The sequence below is a fragment of the Shewanella sp. 125m-1 genome (genome assembly GCF_052977065.1).
Genome location: NZ_JBRILT010000022.1, coordinates 37,087 through 54,861, shown reverse-complemented (window position 1 = coordinate 54,861; position 17,775 = coordinate 37,087). Strand labels below are relative to the sequence as shown.

Below are 17,775 nucleotides of genomic sequence, written 5' to 3'. Positions count from 1 at the left end.
GGAGAACCAATGATTCAAGAAACTGTTTTCAAATCATTTGACAATAAAGAAGCACTCGAAGCGCAGCTGGCTGAACGCATTGCTAATCAATTGCAAGAAGCTGTTGATGCTCGAGGCAAAGCGAGTCTTATTGTCTCTGGTGGTTCAACTCCGCTTAAGTTATTTGAATTGCTCAGCAAGAAAGGTATTGATTGGAGTGATGTTTACATCACTCTAGCTGATGAGCGCTGGGTGAGTGCCGATCATGGTGATTCAAACGAGCGCCTTGTTCGCAATAATTTACTAAAAAATAGAGCCGCAAATGCGAAATTTCGTGGCTTGAAAAATATGTATTCTTCGCCAGAAGAAGGCTGCGCCATGGCGATTGAGCAGCTTGGTAGTTTCCCTAAGCCATTCGATGTTGTTGTATTAGGCATGGGTAATGACGGCCATACCTGCTCTTGGTTTCCTTGTGCCGCAAAAGCAGAACTTGACAACGCATTAACGACAACTGACTTATGTGTTGCCGTTAAGCCGGGCAATGCACCTCATTCAAGGATCTCGTTGTCGAAGTCTGCCATTTTAGCGAGTCGTCAAATTTATTTACATATCGTTGGTGAGCAAAAATTAGATGTTTACCGACAAGCACTAGCAAGCGATGACAGTCGTGAAATGCCGATTAGAGCCGTACTCGATCAGCATAAAACGCCTGTTGATGTTTACTGGAGCGCTTAAAGGAGTAATTATGCACAGCGTTGTACAATCTGTTACAGACAGAATTATTGAACGAAGCAAAGATTCTCGCGCTAAATACCTAGCGGCGCTCGATGATGCTAAAAATAAAGGTGTCCACCGCAGTGCGTTAAGTTGTGGTAACTTGGCGCACGGTTTTGCTGCATGTAACCCTGCCGATAAGTCAGCTATCAAGCAATTGAACAAGGCTAATATCGGTATCATCACTTCTTACAACGACATGTTGTCAGCGCACCAACCTTATGCTGCGTATCCTGACTTGTTGAAACAAGCATGTAATGAAGTGGGCAGTGTTGCTCAAGTCGCTGGCGGCGTGCCTGCTATGTGTGACGGCGTTACACAGGGCCAACCGGGTATGGAACTGAGTTTGCTAAGCCGTGAAGTGATTGCCATGGGCACCGCTGTGGGCTTATCTCACAATATGTTCGATGGAGCATTGTTGCTGGGTATTTGTGACAAGATTGTGCCAGGTCTATTAATTGGCGCACTGAGCTTTGGTCATTTGCCAATGCTATTTGTGCCAGCAGGCCCAATGAAGTCAGGGATCCCAAACAAAGAAAAAGCGCGTATTCGTCAGCAATACGCCCAAGGTGAAGTCGATAGAGCTGCACTTTTAGATGCAGAATCTAAGTCATACCATAGCGCAGGTACCTGTACTTTCTATGGTACTGCTAATAGTAACCAATTAATGCTTGAGGTTATGGGGCTGCAGCTACCAGGTTCATCTTTCGTTAATCCAGATGATCCACTACGCGAAGTCTTAAGCAAAACGGCTGCTAAGCAGGTATGTCGTTTAACCGAAATGGGGACCCAGTACACGCCTATCGGTAAAGTGGTTTCTGAGAAATCAGTCGTTAACGGTATTGTGGCGTTATTAGCTACGGGTGGCTCAACTAACCTTACCATGCATATCGTTGCTGCAGCGCGCGCAGCTGGCATCATCGTAAACTGGGATGATTTCTCAGAGCTTTCAGATGCCGTTCCACTTCTTGCACGTGTTTACCCCAATGGTCACGCTGACATCAACCATTTCCACGCAGCGGGTGGTATGGCGTTCTTGATTAAAGAACTGTTAGAGGGCGGTTTGCTACATGAAGATGTCGATACTGTGGCAGGCTTTGGTCTTAAGCGTTACACCCAAGAGCCGCAGGTTCGTGATGGCGAGTTAACTTGGGTCGATGGCCAACAAACAAGCTTAGATGATGAAGTGCTAACGAGCCTAGATAAGCCTTTTCAAAATAATGGTGGCCTTAAACTGCTTAAAGGTAACCTTGGCCGCGCGGTGATTAAAGTCTCTGCAGTACAAGAACAACACCGAATTGTTGAAGCGCCAGCTGTCGTTATTGACGATCAAAACAAACTTGAAGCCATCTTTAAAGCCGGCAACTTAGATAAAGATTGCGTAGTTGTCGTTAAAGGCCAGGGTCCTAAAGCGATTGGTATGCCTGAACTGCATAAGCTCACGCCAATCTTAGGAACGCTTCAAGATCGAGGGTTTAAAGTTGCGTTGTTAACTGACGGTCGTATGTCAGGCGCATCAGGTAAAGTACCTGCAGCTATCCACTTAACGCCAGAAGCGTTAGACGGTGGTCTAATTGCTAAGATCCATAACGGTGATTTAGTTCGAGTAAACGCCACAACGGGAGAGCTAACCCTACTCGTTGATGAGGCTGAACTTAACGCCAGAACGGCTGAAAAAGTTGACCTTCATAAGAGCAGCTACGGTATGGGACGAGAGTTATTCGGTGCCCTTCGTTCAAATTTAAGTAGCCCCGAAACTGGTGCTCGTTGCACGAGTGCAATTGATGAAAACTATTAATGTTTAAGGAAGAGTAACGCAATGCTTGAGAATAACTGGTCAATACAGCCACAAGATATTTTTAAACGCAGCCCTATTGTTCCTGTCATGGTGATCAATAAGATTGAACATGCCGTACCGTTAGCGAAGGCGCTTGTTGCCGGTGGTATTTCTGTGCTTGAAGTCACTCTACGCACTGACTGTGCGTTAGAAGCGATCACTAAAATTGCACAAGAAGTTCCAGAAGCATTAGTGGGTGCTGGTACTATTCTAAATAAGGCGCAGCTTGAGCAAGCGGTTAATGCAGGCGCACAGTTTGTGATTACACCAGGTGCGACAACTGAACTGTTAGAAGCTGCAATGGAAGGGACAACACCATTGATCCCTGGGGTTGCTAGTATCTCTGAAGTGATGAAAGGCATGGCACTGGGTTATACAAACTTTAAGTTTTTCCCAGCTGAAGCTTCTGGCGGTGTGAATGCACTTAAAGCCTTTTCAGGCCCATTAGCCGACATTCGTTTCTGCCCAACGGGTGGCATTACGCCAAGTAGTTATAAAGACTATTTAGCACTTAAAAATGTCGATTGTATCGGTGGCAGCTGGATTGCGCCAACGGATGCGATGGAGCAAGGCGACTGGGAGCGGATCACCGCTTTATGTAAAGAAGCCATTGGTGCATTAAAAGCGTAATTGGTTCTGAAATATTAAAAAAGCTACCAAATTGGTAGCTTTTTTGTTTTCAGCGTTGGAATAAGCCTTAAAACAGAAATTACTTGGTATTACCTGAGTAGTTAAACTGAGACTCTACCTTCCAAACACGGTAACGTACCTGGGCATTTTCTGGTAGATAAAATACTTTCGGTAAACGGCTATCGTATTTAACCATTAAGTCAGCATTGATCTTTAAGAACTTCTCGGTTTTTGCTTGCTCAAAGCAGGCCATCATAGTGCTTGGGCCTTCAGAGATCTTATCAACTTGATAGTAGCTATATCCCCACCCTTTCACTGTATGCTGTTTCAATTCACCCACTAAACGATGTTGATTACAATCAACCATTTGGGTTTGGCCAATTTCAATCTCCACCCTGTAGTCAGCTTCATTATCTAGCTTTGGTAATGTCAAAATATGCTGCTCTTGGCCAGTTGCTGGCTTAGGATACATTTTAGTTTCACTGGTAACCCCTGTGTCAGGATTGCTGTAATCACTGGCGCTATAAATCTTTGCACTGATCATATTTTGATTGACTCCAGATGGATGAGTTGGGCTGGTTGCACTGGCATTAAATGAAAAAGTAGCAAAAACTAAAGATGAGGCTAAAAGAGTACGGCCAAAGCGTTGGTTTAAGGTAGTCAGTAAGGTCATACATTCTCCAAAAGAATAGGTGTTGTGTGTCTAATACATCTATAAACGGGCTGGTTTATAAAAAGGGTTAAAAAAATAATATTTTTATTAAATGACAATAAAACCATTCTCAACGGTGTGAACAAAACTTGAACTCAACCCCATAGCGGGATGGAATATTACTTTTTATAGCCAGCTTGAAACTAGGTGGGTAAATGGATTACAAATGTGTTGATAATTTATCGGCCAGAGCTTTTGTTGTTAATCGAGCAAGTACCATAAAGCTGAGGCTTGAGGGAAGAGTCTGAAGCTGATCACATACTGGCTTTTTTTATTGAATTTTGGGATCTAAAGGCGTAAGTTTAGCTTGAGTATCAAAATAGTCGATTATCGAACTAGTTGATTATCGAACTAGTTAATTATCGAACTAGTTGATTATCGAACTAGTTGATTATCGAACTAGTTGATTATCGAACTAGTTGATTATCGAACTAGTTGGTTGCCGAACTAGTTGAAGGTCAAGGTAGATGGTTGTCAAAATACTTATCAATCAAATTAATTGGCGATCAAAATAATTGGCAGACAAAGTGGGTGAAGGTCTAAATATTTCGAAGACTTATAGTTAGTAGTTAGTAGTTAGTAGTTAGTAGTTAGTAGTTAGTAGGTCATGTGATATGGCCCTAAGACTATTATGTGCTGATGAGGTACAGCGGTCAGTCTAAACGGGTGCGTAAGCATAATGACTATGCATGATGTCTATTTATACTGTCTGTTCATAATGTCTATTTATAATGTCTGTGCATGAGGACTTATCATGATAGCTATGCATGTTTATACATAATTGAAGCCGGTAGGGCAGCAAAATACACATTTAAACAAAAGTATAAGCTCAGCGAACAAGCTTGAGGTCGTCAACAAAGCAAAAGGTAGAGGGTTGTTATGGGAAACGTTAAGCAGACAGTCATTAATTGTCCTCATAAGCAGGGTTTTTCTACCCACAATAGTGCAGGGGAGCGCAATACTGCCTATGTTCTAGTGCTAACGATAGTGACAATGTTAGCTGAGATTATTGCCGGCACCCTATACGGCTCTATGGCCTTGCTTGCTGATGGTTGGCATATGGGGACGCATGCTGCAGCGTTCATGATCACCTTATTTGCTTATCGATATGCCCGCAAACATGCTAATTCAGCAGAGTTTTCATACGGGACAGGTAAGGTGAGCGTACTGGGCGGCTACACCAGTGCAATAGCGCTAGGTCTCGTGGCGCTTGTTATGCTGGTTGAGTCTGGTGTGCGACTATTTAACCCTCATGAAATATTTTTTAACCAAGCCATTTTAGTTGCAGTGATCGGACTAATAGTGAATATCGTAAGTGTGTTTTTATTAAAAGACCATCACGGCCATGCTCACAGTCACTGTCACTGTCACTGTCACAGTCACAGCCATGCTCACAGTCATCATCATGACACTAGCGAGTATGAAAATAGCGATGACGCAGGTGATCAGCATGAACACACTCATGATAAAAGTGAAGTGAAGCATAACCCAAGTCATGACCATAATTTACGAGCAGCATATTTTCATGTACTTGCAGATGCGTTAACGTCACTACTTGCGATTGTTGCCTTGTTAATGGGTAAGTACTTTGGATTGAATTGGCTCGACCCATTAATGGGGATTGTTGGCGCCATCATCATTAGCCGTTGGGCTTGGGGGTTATTAAAGCAAACTGGTCCCATTTTGTTGGACGCGAGTATTGAACAGACGTATATCGAACAGATAAAACACACCCTTGAGCAAGAGCAGGCTCAGGTTGTCGATTTGCATATTTGGAAAATCAGCGCCGACCATTATGCAGCGAGTATGGTCATACATTGTGACTGCAATAACAACGTCGGTTATTTTAGGCAAAAGCTGTCAGATTTCGAGCGTTTATCCCATATCACTATTGAAGTTAATCCGCTGACTCAGGCACAATAAGCGCCTAATTATTAGGAACTAATTATATGAATAACCAAGATGATAATTTAAATCATGCCATGATCGAATTTTACGAGAAGTTATCATCTTGGGAAATGGCTGTAGTCAAAGATAAAGGCTTTAGTTTACCTCAAGTTCACACGGTTGAAATTTTGGGCTTAAATGGTCCAATGCGAATGAAAGAGCTCGCACAAAAGATTGGTATTACCACTGGGACATTAACTGTTCAAATCGATAAAATGGTTGATGCTGGCCTAGTTATTCGAGTCCCACATGCAAATGACAGACGCTCAATATTAGTTAAGCTGACTGAAAGTGGACGCGAAATGTTCGAAGAGCACGATAAACTTCACATACAGCTTACTCAAGACTTAACGGCTAAGTTTGATGCTACCGAGCGCGCTCAGTTATTACATTTTTTAGAAAGAATTAATCGAGAATTCTAGACAATAAGTTTAGCTGTATTAGTGGCTATACAAATATGACTCGAGAGCGGGTCATAATCAATTACACCTTCGCGCGTTACCACATGCTAAATAAGCTTGATCCCCAGTCGAACTTACCCAATCAAAACCTGTCTACTAGTCATTAGTTTCTTTCGCTGTTACAAATGATACGTTTTTTGCGAAAATGTATCATACATTTGTCTTATACGCTTTGAGTGATATGCCTCAGCTGCTAGTATAGAGGATATCTGTCGACAACAGGCTCCAGGCAAGGAAAGCCCTCAGCATTCAAAAAATTTAAGTGAGTAAACTAGGTGCTAGCACGTCTTAAAAATTTAAATAGTATTCAATTCACTGTCATACTTTCGATTTACTACGTATGCGTGTTTAATATTCCTCTTTTTCAAATCATCAAGCAGGGTATTGATAAACAGGCTGATGTTAATATGGCATTTATTGCCAGCATGCCTTTGTTTCTGTTTTTTGCTTTGTCTTTTTTATTTAGCCTCTTTAGTATTAAGTACCTGGCAAAGCCGTTTTTTATTATCCTGACGTTGATGTCATCGAGTGTATTTTTTGCGGCATTTCAATATGGAGTCGTGTTTGACTACGGCATGATTGAAAATACAGTTCAAACTAATCAGTCTGAAGCTGCCACCTACCTTAATTGGGCATCGGTCGTTAATTTTGTCGTAACAGGCGTGATCCCTTCACTGTTTATCTATAAAGCCAATATTCAGTACAAGCCTATAACGAAAGAACTGTTGCATAAGGTGATATTTATGTTGTCTATGCTGGCGGGCATAGTGGTCATTGCGATGTTTTATTATCAAAACTATGTCGCATTTGGACGTAATAACGACATTATGAAGCGTTATATCATTCCAACTTATTTTATTGGCTCCACAGTTAAATATATAAAAGTTAACTACCTACAAGAGCCGCTTGTGTACAAGCAGATAGGCTTAGATGCTAAAAACACCACAGATAAAACCAAGCCAAATTTAGTTGTTTTAGTGGTAGGGGAAACTGCCCGAGCAGCTAATTATTCTTATTATGGTTACGATAAGCCTACCAATGTACACACTCAAGATCAGGGCTTAGTCGTGTTTAAAGACACGCACTCATGCGGTACTGCCACCGCAGTATCTTTACCATGCATGTTTTCTAGAATGGATCGTGTTAATTATGATTCGCGCCGAGAAAAAGCCCAAGACAGTGTCATCGATGTGTTAAATCATGCGGGGGTCCAGCTCGAGTGGCTCGACAATGACAGCGGCTGTAAAGGTGTTTGCCAGAATATCGAACACGTCGTTATCGATCATGATAGCGACCCCAAACTATGTAATGGCGAGTATTGCTACGATCAAGTTTTACTAAATGCGCTGGGTAAGCGGCTTAAAACCATTAAAGATGAAGATACGTTATTAGTGTTACACATCATTGGTTCTCATGGGCCAACGTATTATCTACGTTATCCAGAGGAACACCGTCATTTTGTGCCAGATTGTCAACGTAGCGATATTCAAAACTGTAGTCACGAAGAGCTAGTCAACACTTATGACAATACTATTTTATATACCGACTTTATTCTTTCAGAAGTTGTTAATAAGCTAAAAGCATCAAGTGCAGAGTTTGACACCGCAATGCTCTATATATCAGATCATGGTGAGTCATTAGGAGAAAAAGGAATGTATCTTCACGGTACACCTTTCTCATTTGCGCCTGAAGAACAAACCAAAGTACCTTTCCTGGGCTGGTTCTCAGCAGGTTTTTCAAAACAAAATCACTTAGACCTTGCTTGCTTAGCGCAGGAAGCTAGCAAGGGCGGTTTTTCTCACGATAATTTATTCGATAGCTTGCTTGGTTTGATGAATGTAAGCAGCGAGGTTTATCGGCCTAAAGCTGATATCTTTTCAAGTTGTAGAAAATAAAATCAAAATTATTGATAAAAGGGGATGGCAACATCCTCTTTTTTGTTTAAAGTATTGATAAGTAAAGTTATCAAGATGGAGTGACTTATACAATGGATATGGCGCAGCATATATCAGAAACAGAACTATCAGCTAAGATTTTACGTCATGCAGTGCCTAAGATGTCTGAACTCAAAGTTCCAGTCACTCCGGAAAATTACGCTGTTTGGTATGAATACTATAAAGGGATTAACCTTGACTTAAAGCGTGCGATTGACGGCTTATTGAGTACCAACGTCAGCTTTACTCCAGATGTAAGTCATAGTTTGTATAAAAAGTATATCTTAGTTAACTCGCCAGAAGTGATTGAAAACGTCCAATTAGAAACTCAAGTACTGATAAATAGTTTACTGGCCAAAATAGCCAACATGAGTAAGGGCACATCACAATTTTCTACTTCATTAACTGACTTTAATAATGCATTAAAACAAGATCCCGATCCTATCGTTATGCAAAAATTGGTCGATAGCTTCAGTAGTGAACTCGATGAGATCATTGCAGCTAACAGTGAAATGGACAAAAGTTTAACAAGCATAAGTGAAGAGGTCGTGGCCCTTAAAACGGAGATGGTCGAGCTTCGATCCGTGGCTATGACCGATGAGCTAACGTCGTTGAATAATCGCCGTGCATTCGATAAAGAAGTGATCAGTCATATTGATAGCTTCAATCATACTAATTTTGAAAGTAGCCTATTGGTGGTCGATATTGACTACTTCAAAAGGTTTAACGATGTACATGGTCATTTAATTGGTGACAAAGTTCTGGCTTACGTTGCTCAAGCATTAAAGAACAGCGTTAAAGGAGATGATTTCGTTGCACGTTATGGCGGCGAAGAGTTTGTTATCTTGTTATCAAATACAAGACTCGAAGACGCAAGTATCGTAGCCGAGAATTTAAGGCGAAAGATCGCCGAGCGTAATCTTACGATTGGTAAAGATAAAAAGTTACCCCTTGGCAATATTACCGTCTCGGTTGGCGTAGCATCATTAAAGGCTGAAGATGATAAAGACAGTTACTTTATACGGGCTGATGAAGCCTTATACCGGGCTAAATCAGCGGGTCGAAACTGTGTCATTGCTGAAAGAGTTGTAGAAACTCCAATTTAGTTTGAACATGATTGAGTTTGAAAAAGATTGAGTACATGGTTTGAGATTTGACCAGCTTAAAGCTTGAAAGCTAAAAATGAAAAAGGCCGTTAAGATGAAATCTTAACGGCCTTTTTGTGATTGGCTCAGTTATACCAATTGTATTAATTGGGGGGGGATTTTAAATCCATATGCATGTTAATCAAGCGGTCTTCCATATCAAAAGTGACAGTAAAGCCAAGACGTTTAGCTAAGCTGGCCATATTTCTATTCTCAAACATGGTAAAGCCAGTCAGCACAAGGGTGTCGTTATCTTTGTAATACTTGATCAGTTTTTCAAGTAGCAGTTTTCCTAGGCCTTGTCCCTGGTAGTTACTGCGCACCGCCATGGCAAACTCAGCTTCGGTATTGTCAGGATCGATAGAGGCTCTTATCGCGCCTAAGGTCGTTTCTTCGCCCGCAGCATCTATCGAGGTGGCTATAAAGGCCATCTCGCGGGCGTAATCAATCTGGGTTAATACAGCCATCTCTTCATGGGTCATTTTAGAGCGCACACCAAAATAACGCTTATAGCGATCTTCATCTGACAGGGAGTTATCAAAAGCGAGATGTTTGGGTTCATCCTCCGGTAAAATCGGTCTTAACATCACTTTGCTGCCATTTTTAAGGGTGGCTATCTGCTCAAGTTCTTTTGGATAAGGTGAAATAGCCAGTCTAGAGGCGTTATCTATGGGTTCTTGTTGCAGCCCAATATTCACATCTAATAAGGTGATTTGTTCTCCAGCGCACAATACAGGGTTCAGATCTAGGGTAGCGATTTCGGGGCAATCTATGATGAGGTGAGAGATTTGCGTTAGCATAATACACAGTGCGTGCATATTTAAGCCCAGTGGCAAATGTCGATCACGAAGCTTTTGTGTTTTTAGCGCCTGGATCACCATATAGCGAGCCAATGTCATATTCAGTGGTGGCAGGGCAACGACCGCATCTTTAGTGGGTTCCCATTCAGAGCCACCTTCGCCAAGTAAAATTGCAGGCCCAAACACTGGATCATTGGCAACTGCGACGCGGATCTCTTGAGCCCCAGCAGTAAGAGCCATCTTCTGCACGATTAACCCCTCGATTTTCGCCTCAGGATTGAGTGAGATCACGCGCTCTATCATGGCCTTTGCTGCTAGTTCAACCTCAAGATCAGAGGTTAAGTTCAGCATCACGCCGTGCACGTCAGATTTATGGTGAATACTCGGTGATTGCACTTTTAGCGCGATGGGGTAACCCGCTTGGTTGGCAAATTCAACCGCCTGCTCAGGTGTGCTGGCAAACCAGGTGTCGATAGTCTTGAGCCCATAAGCATTTAAGATAGCGCTCGACTCATGGGTCTCTAGTATTGTCTTTCCTTGGTTTAACGCCTGTTGTAACCTGTCTCGCGCAAATGTTGCATCGGCGGGAATATTATTAGGGATAGATTGCGGAACTTCCTGCAACAACTTTTGATTGCGGCGATACTCCACCATGTGCATAAAAGCGCCCACGGCACCTTCTGGCGTCCGGTAAGTTGGGATCCGTGATTTTGAAAAGTGCTTACGGGCTTCATAAGCCGAGTCTTCGCCACTCCAATTGGTTAAAATATTGATCCGGTGACGATTCGGGTGTTCTGAAATTGTTTTAGCAATAGCTTCAGCTATCTCAACACTTTCCCCTAAAGCTGAAGGAGAATGAAGGACTAAAATGGCGTCGAGATCGTCACTATCCATTAAGATCTCAAGTGATTTAGCATAACGCACAGCGTCTGAGTCACCGCCAATATCAACTGGGTTTTGTCCAGACCAGCTCTTTGGTAAAAGTGTATTCAACCGCTGGCAGATCTCAGTAGATAAAGGAGGCAGTTTCCCGCCACCCAATATCAGTTCATCAAGGGCAAGTACAGCAGGGCCGCCGCCATTACTGATGATCCCAAGTCGCTCCCCTTGTAATGGTCTTGAGTGCGCTAAAGTTTCTACTGCGGCAAACAGTTCAATAAGATCATTCACTCGCAGCATACCGGCACGCCTAAAGGCTGCCTCATACACAGCATCATTGCCCGACAGGCCACCAGTATGCAGTTGTGCGGCACTAGTACCCTCTATGCTTCGGCCTGACTTAATCACGATTATTGGCTTATTACGCGATGCAGCGCGAGCGGCTGATAAGAAATGACGCTTTTCATTAACCGAATCGATATAGAGCAAGATTGCATCGGTTTTAGCGTCACGGCCTAAATAATCTAACAGTTCATCAAAGTTAATATCGTTGGCATCACCGAGGGAAATAAATGATGAAAAACCAATGCCTTTATTATTTGCCCAATCGAGCACTGTGGTACAGATAGCGGCAGATTGGGATACAAATGCGATTTTTCCGGGCAGGGCGGCAGTGTGAGCAAGGCTCGCGTTTAACCCTATGTTGGGCAATATCATGCCTAAACTGTTTGGGCCTAAGATCCGCATGCCGTATCGAACTGCAAATTGCTGCATCTGACTTAAGAGACTGACGCCATCCTCGTTAAACTCATCGGCCATACCCGATGCCATGACAATGGCGACTTTGCAACCAAACTGAGCCAAGGTCTCAATAACGCCAGGTACGCTTTTTGCAGCAGTGCAGATAATGGCTAAATCGGGTTTAAGTGGCAGTGATTGAATATTGGGATAAGCGAGCACGCCCATAACGGCTTCATATTTTGGTGTCACTGGCATGATAGGGCCGGAAAACCCACCGGAGAGCAGATTTTTCATCAATACATTACCGGCTCGCTTAGGTTTGTTTGACGCCCCAATAATGGCAACCGATGTAGGTTTGAAGAGTGTATGAAGAGTACGTTGGCTCATGAACTTATCCGATAAGTCAGTATGTTATGAGTGTACATGAGCCGTAAGGTTTTACCATAGTAGAATGGTCGAATTCATTCGCTACAAAGATTAATTTCCCCCTTGTCATTCCTGCCAGTTAATAACGCTAGCAAGTCACTACGCTCTTGCTCTTAGCGCTTGATTTTATGTGAACCATCATATTTTATTGCTGGTTGGTATTAACATCGTGGATCATACCAATGCTCAATATTATTGATGCCAATATCACCGCGACCAATTTTGTGGACTAGGCCACATGGGTAGACACAAAATTATGAGCTGAAGTGAAAAACCGCTACAGTTTTGCCGTATAGCTTGACTGGATTTTGCCATTTTATTGAAAATTGATGAGGTTATTCAATGCGTATAGAAGATCTAAAATTGTTCACTATTGTGGTTAAGCTAGGTAGCTTTACCGCAGCAGCCACCGCACTTGATCTGCCTCGTGCTAATGTCAGCCGCCGCATAGGTGATCTAGAAAAGTCTCTTAATGCGCAGCTTTTTTTCCGCACAACGCGTCAATTACGCTTGACCCAGCATGGCGAAACGTATTATCACGACCTGTTAGGTGTACTTGATGGCTTTGAACAAGCTAAGAATAAATTGCTCGATCTCGATGAAAAACCTGTAGGCAAGGTTAAAGTCGGATTTTTACCCGAGAGTGATGAAGCACTTCAGCCCGCATTGGCCAAATTTCAACTCCTGTACCCGGATATTGAGCTGGATCTGCGTTTTACAAATAACTACGTTAACGATATTTACAATCAAGGTTTAGACTTTGTATTGCATGCCGGAAAAATAAAAGATTCAGGGTTTATTGCCCGAAAAATCTTAAGTTTAGGGCGAGGCATGTATGCCAGCCCTGAATATATTGCCAAGCATGGCGCGCCGACGACGTTAGCACAATTGTCTGCTCATCAAACGATCTGTTATCGCTGGCCAGATGGGACATTAGATGATAACTGGGATTTAATCAGTGAGACGATTAAGGTTAATTGCCGTTTAAGCGCTAATCATATGGGATTAGTTCGTCGGGCGATAGTAGGCGGTCAAGGGATTGGTTTTATGCCTCCTTTGTTTGCTCTTGCTGCTATAGAAAGTCAAAACTTGGTTAGGATTTTGCCCGAGTATGAGTCAAAGAAAGAGGACGTATGGCTTATCTATCCAGACCGAAAAGGCATTAGTTTACCGACTCGATTATTGATTGATTTTTTATTACAAGAAATTCCTGAACGCGCATCTTTGTCATGATTTTCATGACAGTTTGGTGCGGTATCGCTAGATTATCTCAATAAGTTAAACACTTACACTTCCTCCCAATATCAGTATTGGGAGAAAGAGATGCAGATCTCAACTAAAACAATTAGCAAATTTGCTATCACACCATTGGCCTTATGCTTGCTCAGCGGATGCAGCCAAGCACCCGCTCAAACCACAACTATCACCAGTAAAATTGAACGTCCTGTTCAAATTATGCAGCTTAACGAGTCACAATTAAGCCAAGTCAAACAATTCTCAGGCGTACTAGAAGCGACTCAAACCGCGTATCTAGCATTTAAAGTTGCTGGCACTATTGAAGCCATTTTAGTTAACAGTGGCGATAGTGTGTTGCAAGGGCAATTACTCGCAACACTTGAGCCCCATGACTACCAAGTCAATGTGGCAGAACTCAACGCCCGCTTAGAAGAAGCAAAAGCGGCCCACCAACTTGCAAGCGCAGAGCTTAAGCGTGTTCAGCAAGCTATAGCAGATGACGCCATTTCTGCAGTGAACTTAGATAGAGCGCAAAGTGGATATAAGCGCAGCTTAGCAATGGTCGAAGTGGTGAACCAGAATCTGCAAAAAGCGAAAGATGCCTTACGTTATACCGAGCTCAGAGCCCCCTTTGACGGAGTGATAGGCTCAAAGAGTCAGCAAGCTTTTGAACAAACAGCGCCTGGTAACCCATTATTTTCGTTACATCAGCTTGGTGCAATGAAGGCGGTGGTTGATGTTCCAGAGAATTTAATGGCAAAGCTCAATAACAGTACGCTTGCAGAGGTGCGTTGGCATGGTAGTGATAAGGTGATAAAGGCAAAAATTGGGGCAATGGACACATTAGCCGATCCCATAAAACAAACCTACAAAGTTGAATTTGTGCTTAATCACGCAACAACCGCACTGCCAGGCAAAGCGGTACAAGTTGATGTGGCCTTTAAGCATCAGCTTAATCGTTTTTGTGTTCCTTATGCCGCAATTGTGGCTGACGGCAAAAACAACAACCTCTATGTCATTAAATCGCACCGAGCCGTACTCATGCCTGTGAATATTACGTCATTACAAAGTCACAGCGCTTGTTTGACTGGAGAGCTAACAAGAGGTGACCAAATTATCACTGCTGGAGTGCACTATATTGCGCCCGATCAGCTTATATCTAACACCATCATCAAGCCATTTAGTTATTAGGAGTCATGATGAATTTAGCTGAATTTGCCATAAAACAGCGAGTGTTTGTGCTGTTCTTTAGTGTGTTATGCGTGATTGTTGGTTTGGTGTCTTACTTTGAGTTAGGCAAACTAGAAGATCCATCATTTACGGTAAAAAGCGCTGTAGTGGTTACCCTCTATCCGGGCGCGTCTGCCAAAGAGATTGAACTGCAGGTAACGGATAAAATCGAAACGAAACTGCAAGAGATGGGCTCGATGTGGAAATTGCGCTCGTTATCTCGTCCGGGCAGTTCAATGATTTTTATTGATCTTAAGGAATCAACGGACTCAAAAGATCTTCCCCAAGAGTGGGATCTTCTGCGACGTAAAATTGCTGATGTGAAACTCTCTCTACCAGCAACGGCACAAATAAGCATTGTTCAAGATGAATTTTCAGAAGTGTATGGCATGTTATTTAGCGTTTATGGCGACAAGACTCAACCTGAAGCGTTACGTCAGTACGCGAAAGAGCTACAACGACGCTTAAAAACCGTAGACGGTATTAAAAAGATTGAACTTCACGGCGTGCAAAATCAAGCGGTGTATATTGATTTACCCGAAGAGCGCTTAGCCCATTATGGTTTGTCATCCATTCAAGTGATTAACCAACTCTCAACTCAAAACTTAACGTTTGACAGTGGTAGTTTTGCCGCTAATGACGAGCGTATTCGTGTCGATCAAAGTAGTGCATTTAAATCTGTCGATGATATTAAAAACCTCATCATTAAAGGCGGTATCGGGCCGTACAGCACAGGTTTGTTACGCCTAGGAGATATTGCCGATGTCAGTTTAGGTTACCAAAGCCCTGTAACCACACTAAGCCGTTTTAATGGTAAAGAAGCGATTACATTAGCAGTCAGCCCCGTTGAAGGGATTAATGTGGTCAGTTTGGGAGAAAGCCTGACCCAAGTGATTGAAAATTACCAACAAGAGTTACCACTTGGTATTGAAATTGGCACCATCGCATTCCAACCCGATGAAGTGGCTAAATCGATACAAGACTTTGTGATTAATTTGCTAGAAAGCGTGGCGATTGTATTTGCCGTGCTACTGGTGTTTATGGGCTTTAAAAGCGCAACCATAGTGGGCAGTAGTTTACTGTTTACTATCTTATTAACGCTTATCTACATGTATCTCGCCGGAGTGGATTTGCAGCGGGTGTCTTTAGGCACCTTCATTTTGGCCTTAGGTATGCTGGTAGACAATGCAATTGTTATTACCGATCTATTTGTGGTGAAACTTAATCAGGGCGTTGAGCGCACCAAAGCCGCGATTCAGTCGGTAAAAGAAACATCAAAGCCGCTATTTGCTGCCACTGTGATTGCGATTATGGGGTCAAGCCCTGTGTTGTTCTCACAAACAGACGCCGGGGAGTTCGCAAGTTCGGTGTTCTTGATTATCTGTTCATCGTTACTTTTTTCATGGCTGGTGGCGGTAACACTCACGCCCTTGCTATGTTGGCTATGGATAACCCCGAGTCATAAACACACTCAATCAGCGCCAAAACCTAGCCGATACCAGCGTGCGGTGGCTTGGACTGTTCAGTATCCGGTTAAAGCCATATCAATGGCAATGCCGTTGTTACTTATCACTGCGATGGCCGTGCCGTATGTTGCTATCAATTTTATTCCAAGCTCTGACAGACCTATGGTGTTTCTTGATTACTGGCTACCTAATGGCAGCAAGATAGAACAAACATCATCAGATATGAAAAAAATTGAAGGTTGGTTAATTCAACAACCAGAAGTTAGCAGCATCTCTAGTTATGTCGGTGCGAGCGCACCTCGATTCTCGGTAACGGTTGAGCCTGAGCCATATGATCCAAGCTATGGTCAAATTGTGATTAACGTCGAAGATTATGAGGCTATTGCAGAGCTCACTAAACGTGGCGATCTCTGGCTTGCTAAGCAGTTTCCTAATTCTGAACCAAGATTTAGGGCGTTAAAATTAGCCACTAAAGATAAGTTTAGTATTGAAGCAAGATTTACCGGTCCAGATCCTCAAGTGTTACATCAGCTATCGGATCAAGCGCAGCTGATTTTAGCCGACAATCCTAATATTAAATATGTGCGTGATGACTGGCGCCAACTCAGTAAAGTGATTGACCCCGTCATTAATCAAGAACAAGCAAGGCGAGCAGGTATAAACCGTACGGATATATCGTTGGCAATTAAACGAGCTACCGACGGTATGACAATCGGTATTCTCAATCAAGGCGATCAACTGATCCCAATTAGCTTTAGAAGTGCAGACAGCGACTTAAGTCATCTACAAACCTTGCCAGTCCGTTCACTGTTAGGTATTCACAGTGTACCACTGGGGCAGGTGGTTGATGAGTTTGAGCTTAAATTTGAAGAGAGCATGATTTGGCGTCGCAACCGGGTACCGACCATTACCGCCCAAGCGGATGTATTTGATATCACTCCAGCGCAGGCACGTAATCAAGTCAAAGCTCAAATTGAGGCGATTGAACTGCCTGCAGGCTATTCATTTGAATGGGGTGGTGAGTACTATGATGAAGATCGTGCAATCTCTGACACGTTAAACCAAATGCCTAAAGCATTGTTGATGATGGTGGTGATCATGGTGGCGATGTTCAACGGCTTTAAGCAGCCGGCCATTATTCTAATTACGCTTCCTTTAGCGGCAATTGGTGCAACTTGGACTTTACTATTACTTGATAAACCCTTTGGTTTTATGGCGCTTATTGGTGCTATTACTTTAGCAGGCATGATCATCAAAAATGGCATTGTGTTGATGGATCAAATTGAACTTGAGCGCGCTGCTCATAAACCTCTTAAAGAGGCGGTAAAAGCGGCGACGCTAAATCGTACTATGGCGATATCAATGGGAGCACTGACCACGGCGCTAGGCATGATTCCCCTCTTAAGTGACAGGTTGTTTGATCAAATGGCGGCAACCATTATTGGTGGCCTAGCTGCTGCAACTGTGCTGTCGTTGTTTATTATGCCGGCGTTTTACTGTTTGTTTTATCGCAACAGTGAACTTAACTGCCAACACGTTTCCACGCCATTAACTCAAGCTGTTTTGGAGCAAAAATAA

At 42.9% G+C, this 17,775-nt stretch carries 12 protein-coding genes; 10 read left to right on the top strand and 2 right to left on the bottom strand.

The window, feature by feature from the left end:
• The first annotated feature begins 9 nt into the window (after positions 1-9).
• Genes pgl through ACVBIK_RS11535 form a run of 3 tightly spaced genes read left to right on the top strand, consistent with a single transcriptional unit; the run spans position 10 to position 3,220 of the window.
• Positions 10-714 (top strand): 6-phosphogluconolactonase, encoded by a 705-nt coding sequence (pgl, locus tag ACVBIK_RS11545; protein WP_447164433.1) that lies wholly within the window; start codon positions 10-12, stop codon positions 712-714.
• A gap of 10 nt (positions 715-724) precedes the next feature.
• Complete coding sequence (gene edd, locus ACVBIK_RS11540) at positions 725-2,551, top strand: phosphogluconate dehydratase (RefSeq protein WP_447169725.1); 1,827 nt, start codon at positions 725-727, stop codon at positions 2,549-2,551.
• 21 nt (positions 2,552-2,572) lie between these two features.
• Positions 2,573-3,220, top strand: a complete 648-nt coding sequence (locus tag ACVBIK_RS11535) for a bifunctional 4-hydroxy-2-oxoglutarate aldolase/2-dehydro-3-deoxy-phosphogluconate aldolase (protein ID WP_447161941.1) — start codon at positions 2,573-2,575, stop codon at positions 3,218-3,220.
• 79 nt (positions 3,221-3,299) lie between these two features.
• Here ACVBIK_RS11535 and eco read toward each other — a convergent pair whose 3' ends face one another.
• The gene (eco, locus tag ACVBIK_RS11530) at positions 3,300-3,893 is read right to left on the bottom strand and encodes a serine protease inhibitor ecotin (RefSeq protein ID WP_447169724.1); all 594 of its coding nucleotides are present in this window, start codon (positions 3,891-3,893) and stop codon (positions 3,300-3,302) included.
• Between the two features lie 918 nt (positions 3,894-4,811).
• On the opposite strand from eco, the gene dmeF reads away from it, so the two are divergent.
• From dmeF to ACVBIK_RS11510, 4 genes are all read left to right on the top strand, one after another.
• Positions 4,812-5,855 carry a CDF family Co(II)/Ni(II) efflux transporter DmeF gene (gene dmeF / locus ACVBIK_RS11525; protein ID WP_447169723.1) on the top strand — a complete coding sequence of 348 codons (1,044 nt, stop codon included), beginning with the start codon at positions 4,812-4,814 and terminating at the stop codon, positions 5,853-5,855.
• 26 nt (positions 5,856-5,881) lie between these two features.
• Positions 5,882-6,301 carry a MarR family winged helix-turn-helix transcriptional regulator gene (locus ACVBIK_RS11520; protein ID WP_447169722.1) on the top strand — a complete coding sequence of 140 codons (420 nt, stop codon included), beginning with the start codon at positions 5,882-5,884 and terminating at the stop codon, positions 6,299-6,301.
• A gap of 314 nt (positions 6,302-6,615) precedes the next feature.
• A complete protein-coding gene (locus ACVBIK_RS11515) occupies positions 6,616-8,235 on the top strand; it encodes a phosphoethanolamine transferase (RefSeq protein WP_447169721.1) in 1,620 nt (539 codons plus the stop codon).
• Between the two features lie 92 nt (positions 8,236-8,327).
• On the top strand, positions 8,328-9,380 hold the full coding sequence (locus ACVBIK_RS11510; RefSeq protein ID WP_447161936.1) for a GGDEF domain-containing protein: 1,053 nt from the start codon (positions 8,328-8,330) through the stop codon (positions 9,378-9,380).
• A 143-nt stretch (positions 9,381-9,523) separates the two neighbouring features.
• Here ACVBIK_RS11510 and ACVBIK_RS11505 read toward each other — a convergent pair whose 3' ends face one another.
• Positions 9,524-12,226 (bottom strand): bifunctional acetate--CoA ligase family protein/GNAT family N-acetyltransferase, encoded by a 2,703-nt coding sequence (locus ACVBIK_RS11505; protein ID WP_447169720.1) that lies wholly within the window; start codon positions 12,224-12,226, stop codon positions 9,524-9,526.
• 381 nt (positions 12,227-12,607) lie between these two features.
• Here ACVBIK_RS11505 and ACVBIK_RS11500 point away from each other — a divergent pair, with 381 nt between their 5' ends.
• The 3 genes from ACVBIK_RS11500 to ACVBIK_RS11490 all read left to right on the top strand — a co-directional run bounded on the left by ACVBIK_RS11500 (position 12,608) and on the right by ACVBIK_RS11490 (position 17,775).
• Complete coding sequence (locus tag ACVBIK_RS11500) at positions 12,608-13,498, top strand: LysR family transcriptional regulator (RefSeq protein ID WP_447161934.1); 891 nt, start codon at positions 12,608-12,610, stop codon at positions 13,496-13,498.
• 90 nt (positions 13,499-13,588) lie between these two features.
• Positions 13,589-14,692, top strand: a complete 1,104-nt coding sequence (locus ACVBIK_RS11495) for an efflux RND transporter periplasmic adaptor subunit (RefSeq protein WP_447164428.1) — start codon at positions 13,589-13,591, stop codon at positions 14,690-14,692.
• Positions 14,693-14,700: 8 nt separating this feature from the next.
• Positions 14,701-17,775, top strand: a complete 3,075-nt coding sequence (locus ACVBIK_RS11490) for an efflux RND transporter permease subunit (protein ID WP_447169719.1) — start codon at positions 14,701-14,703, stop codon at positions 17,773-17,775.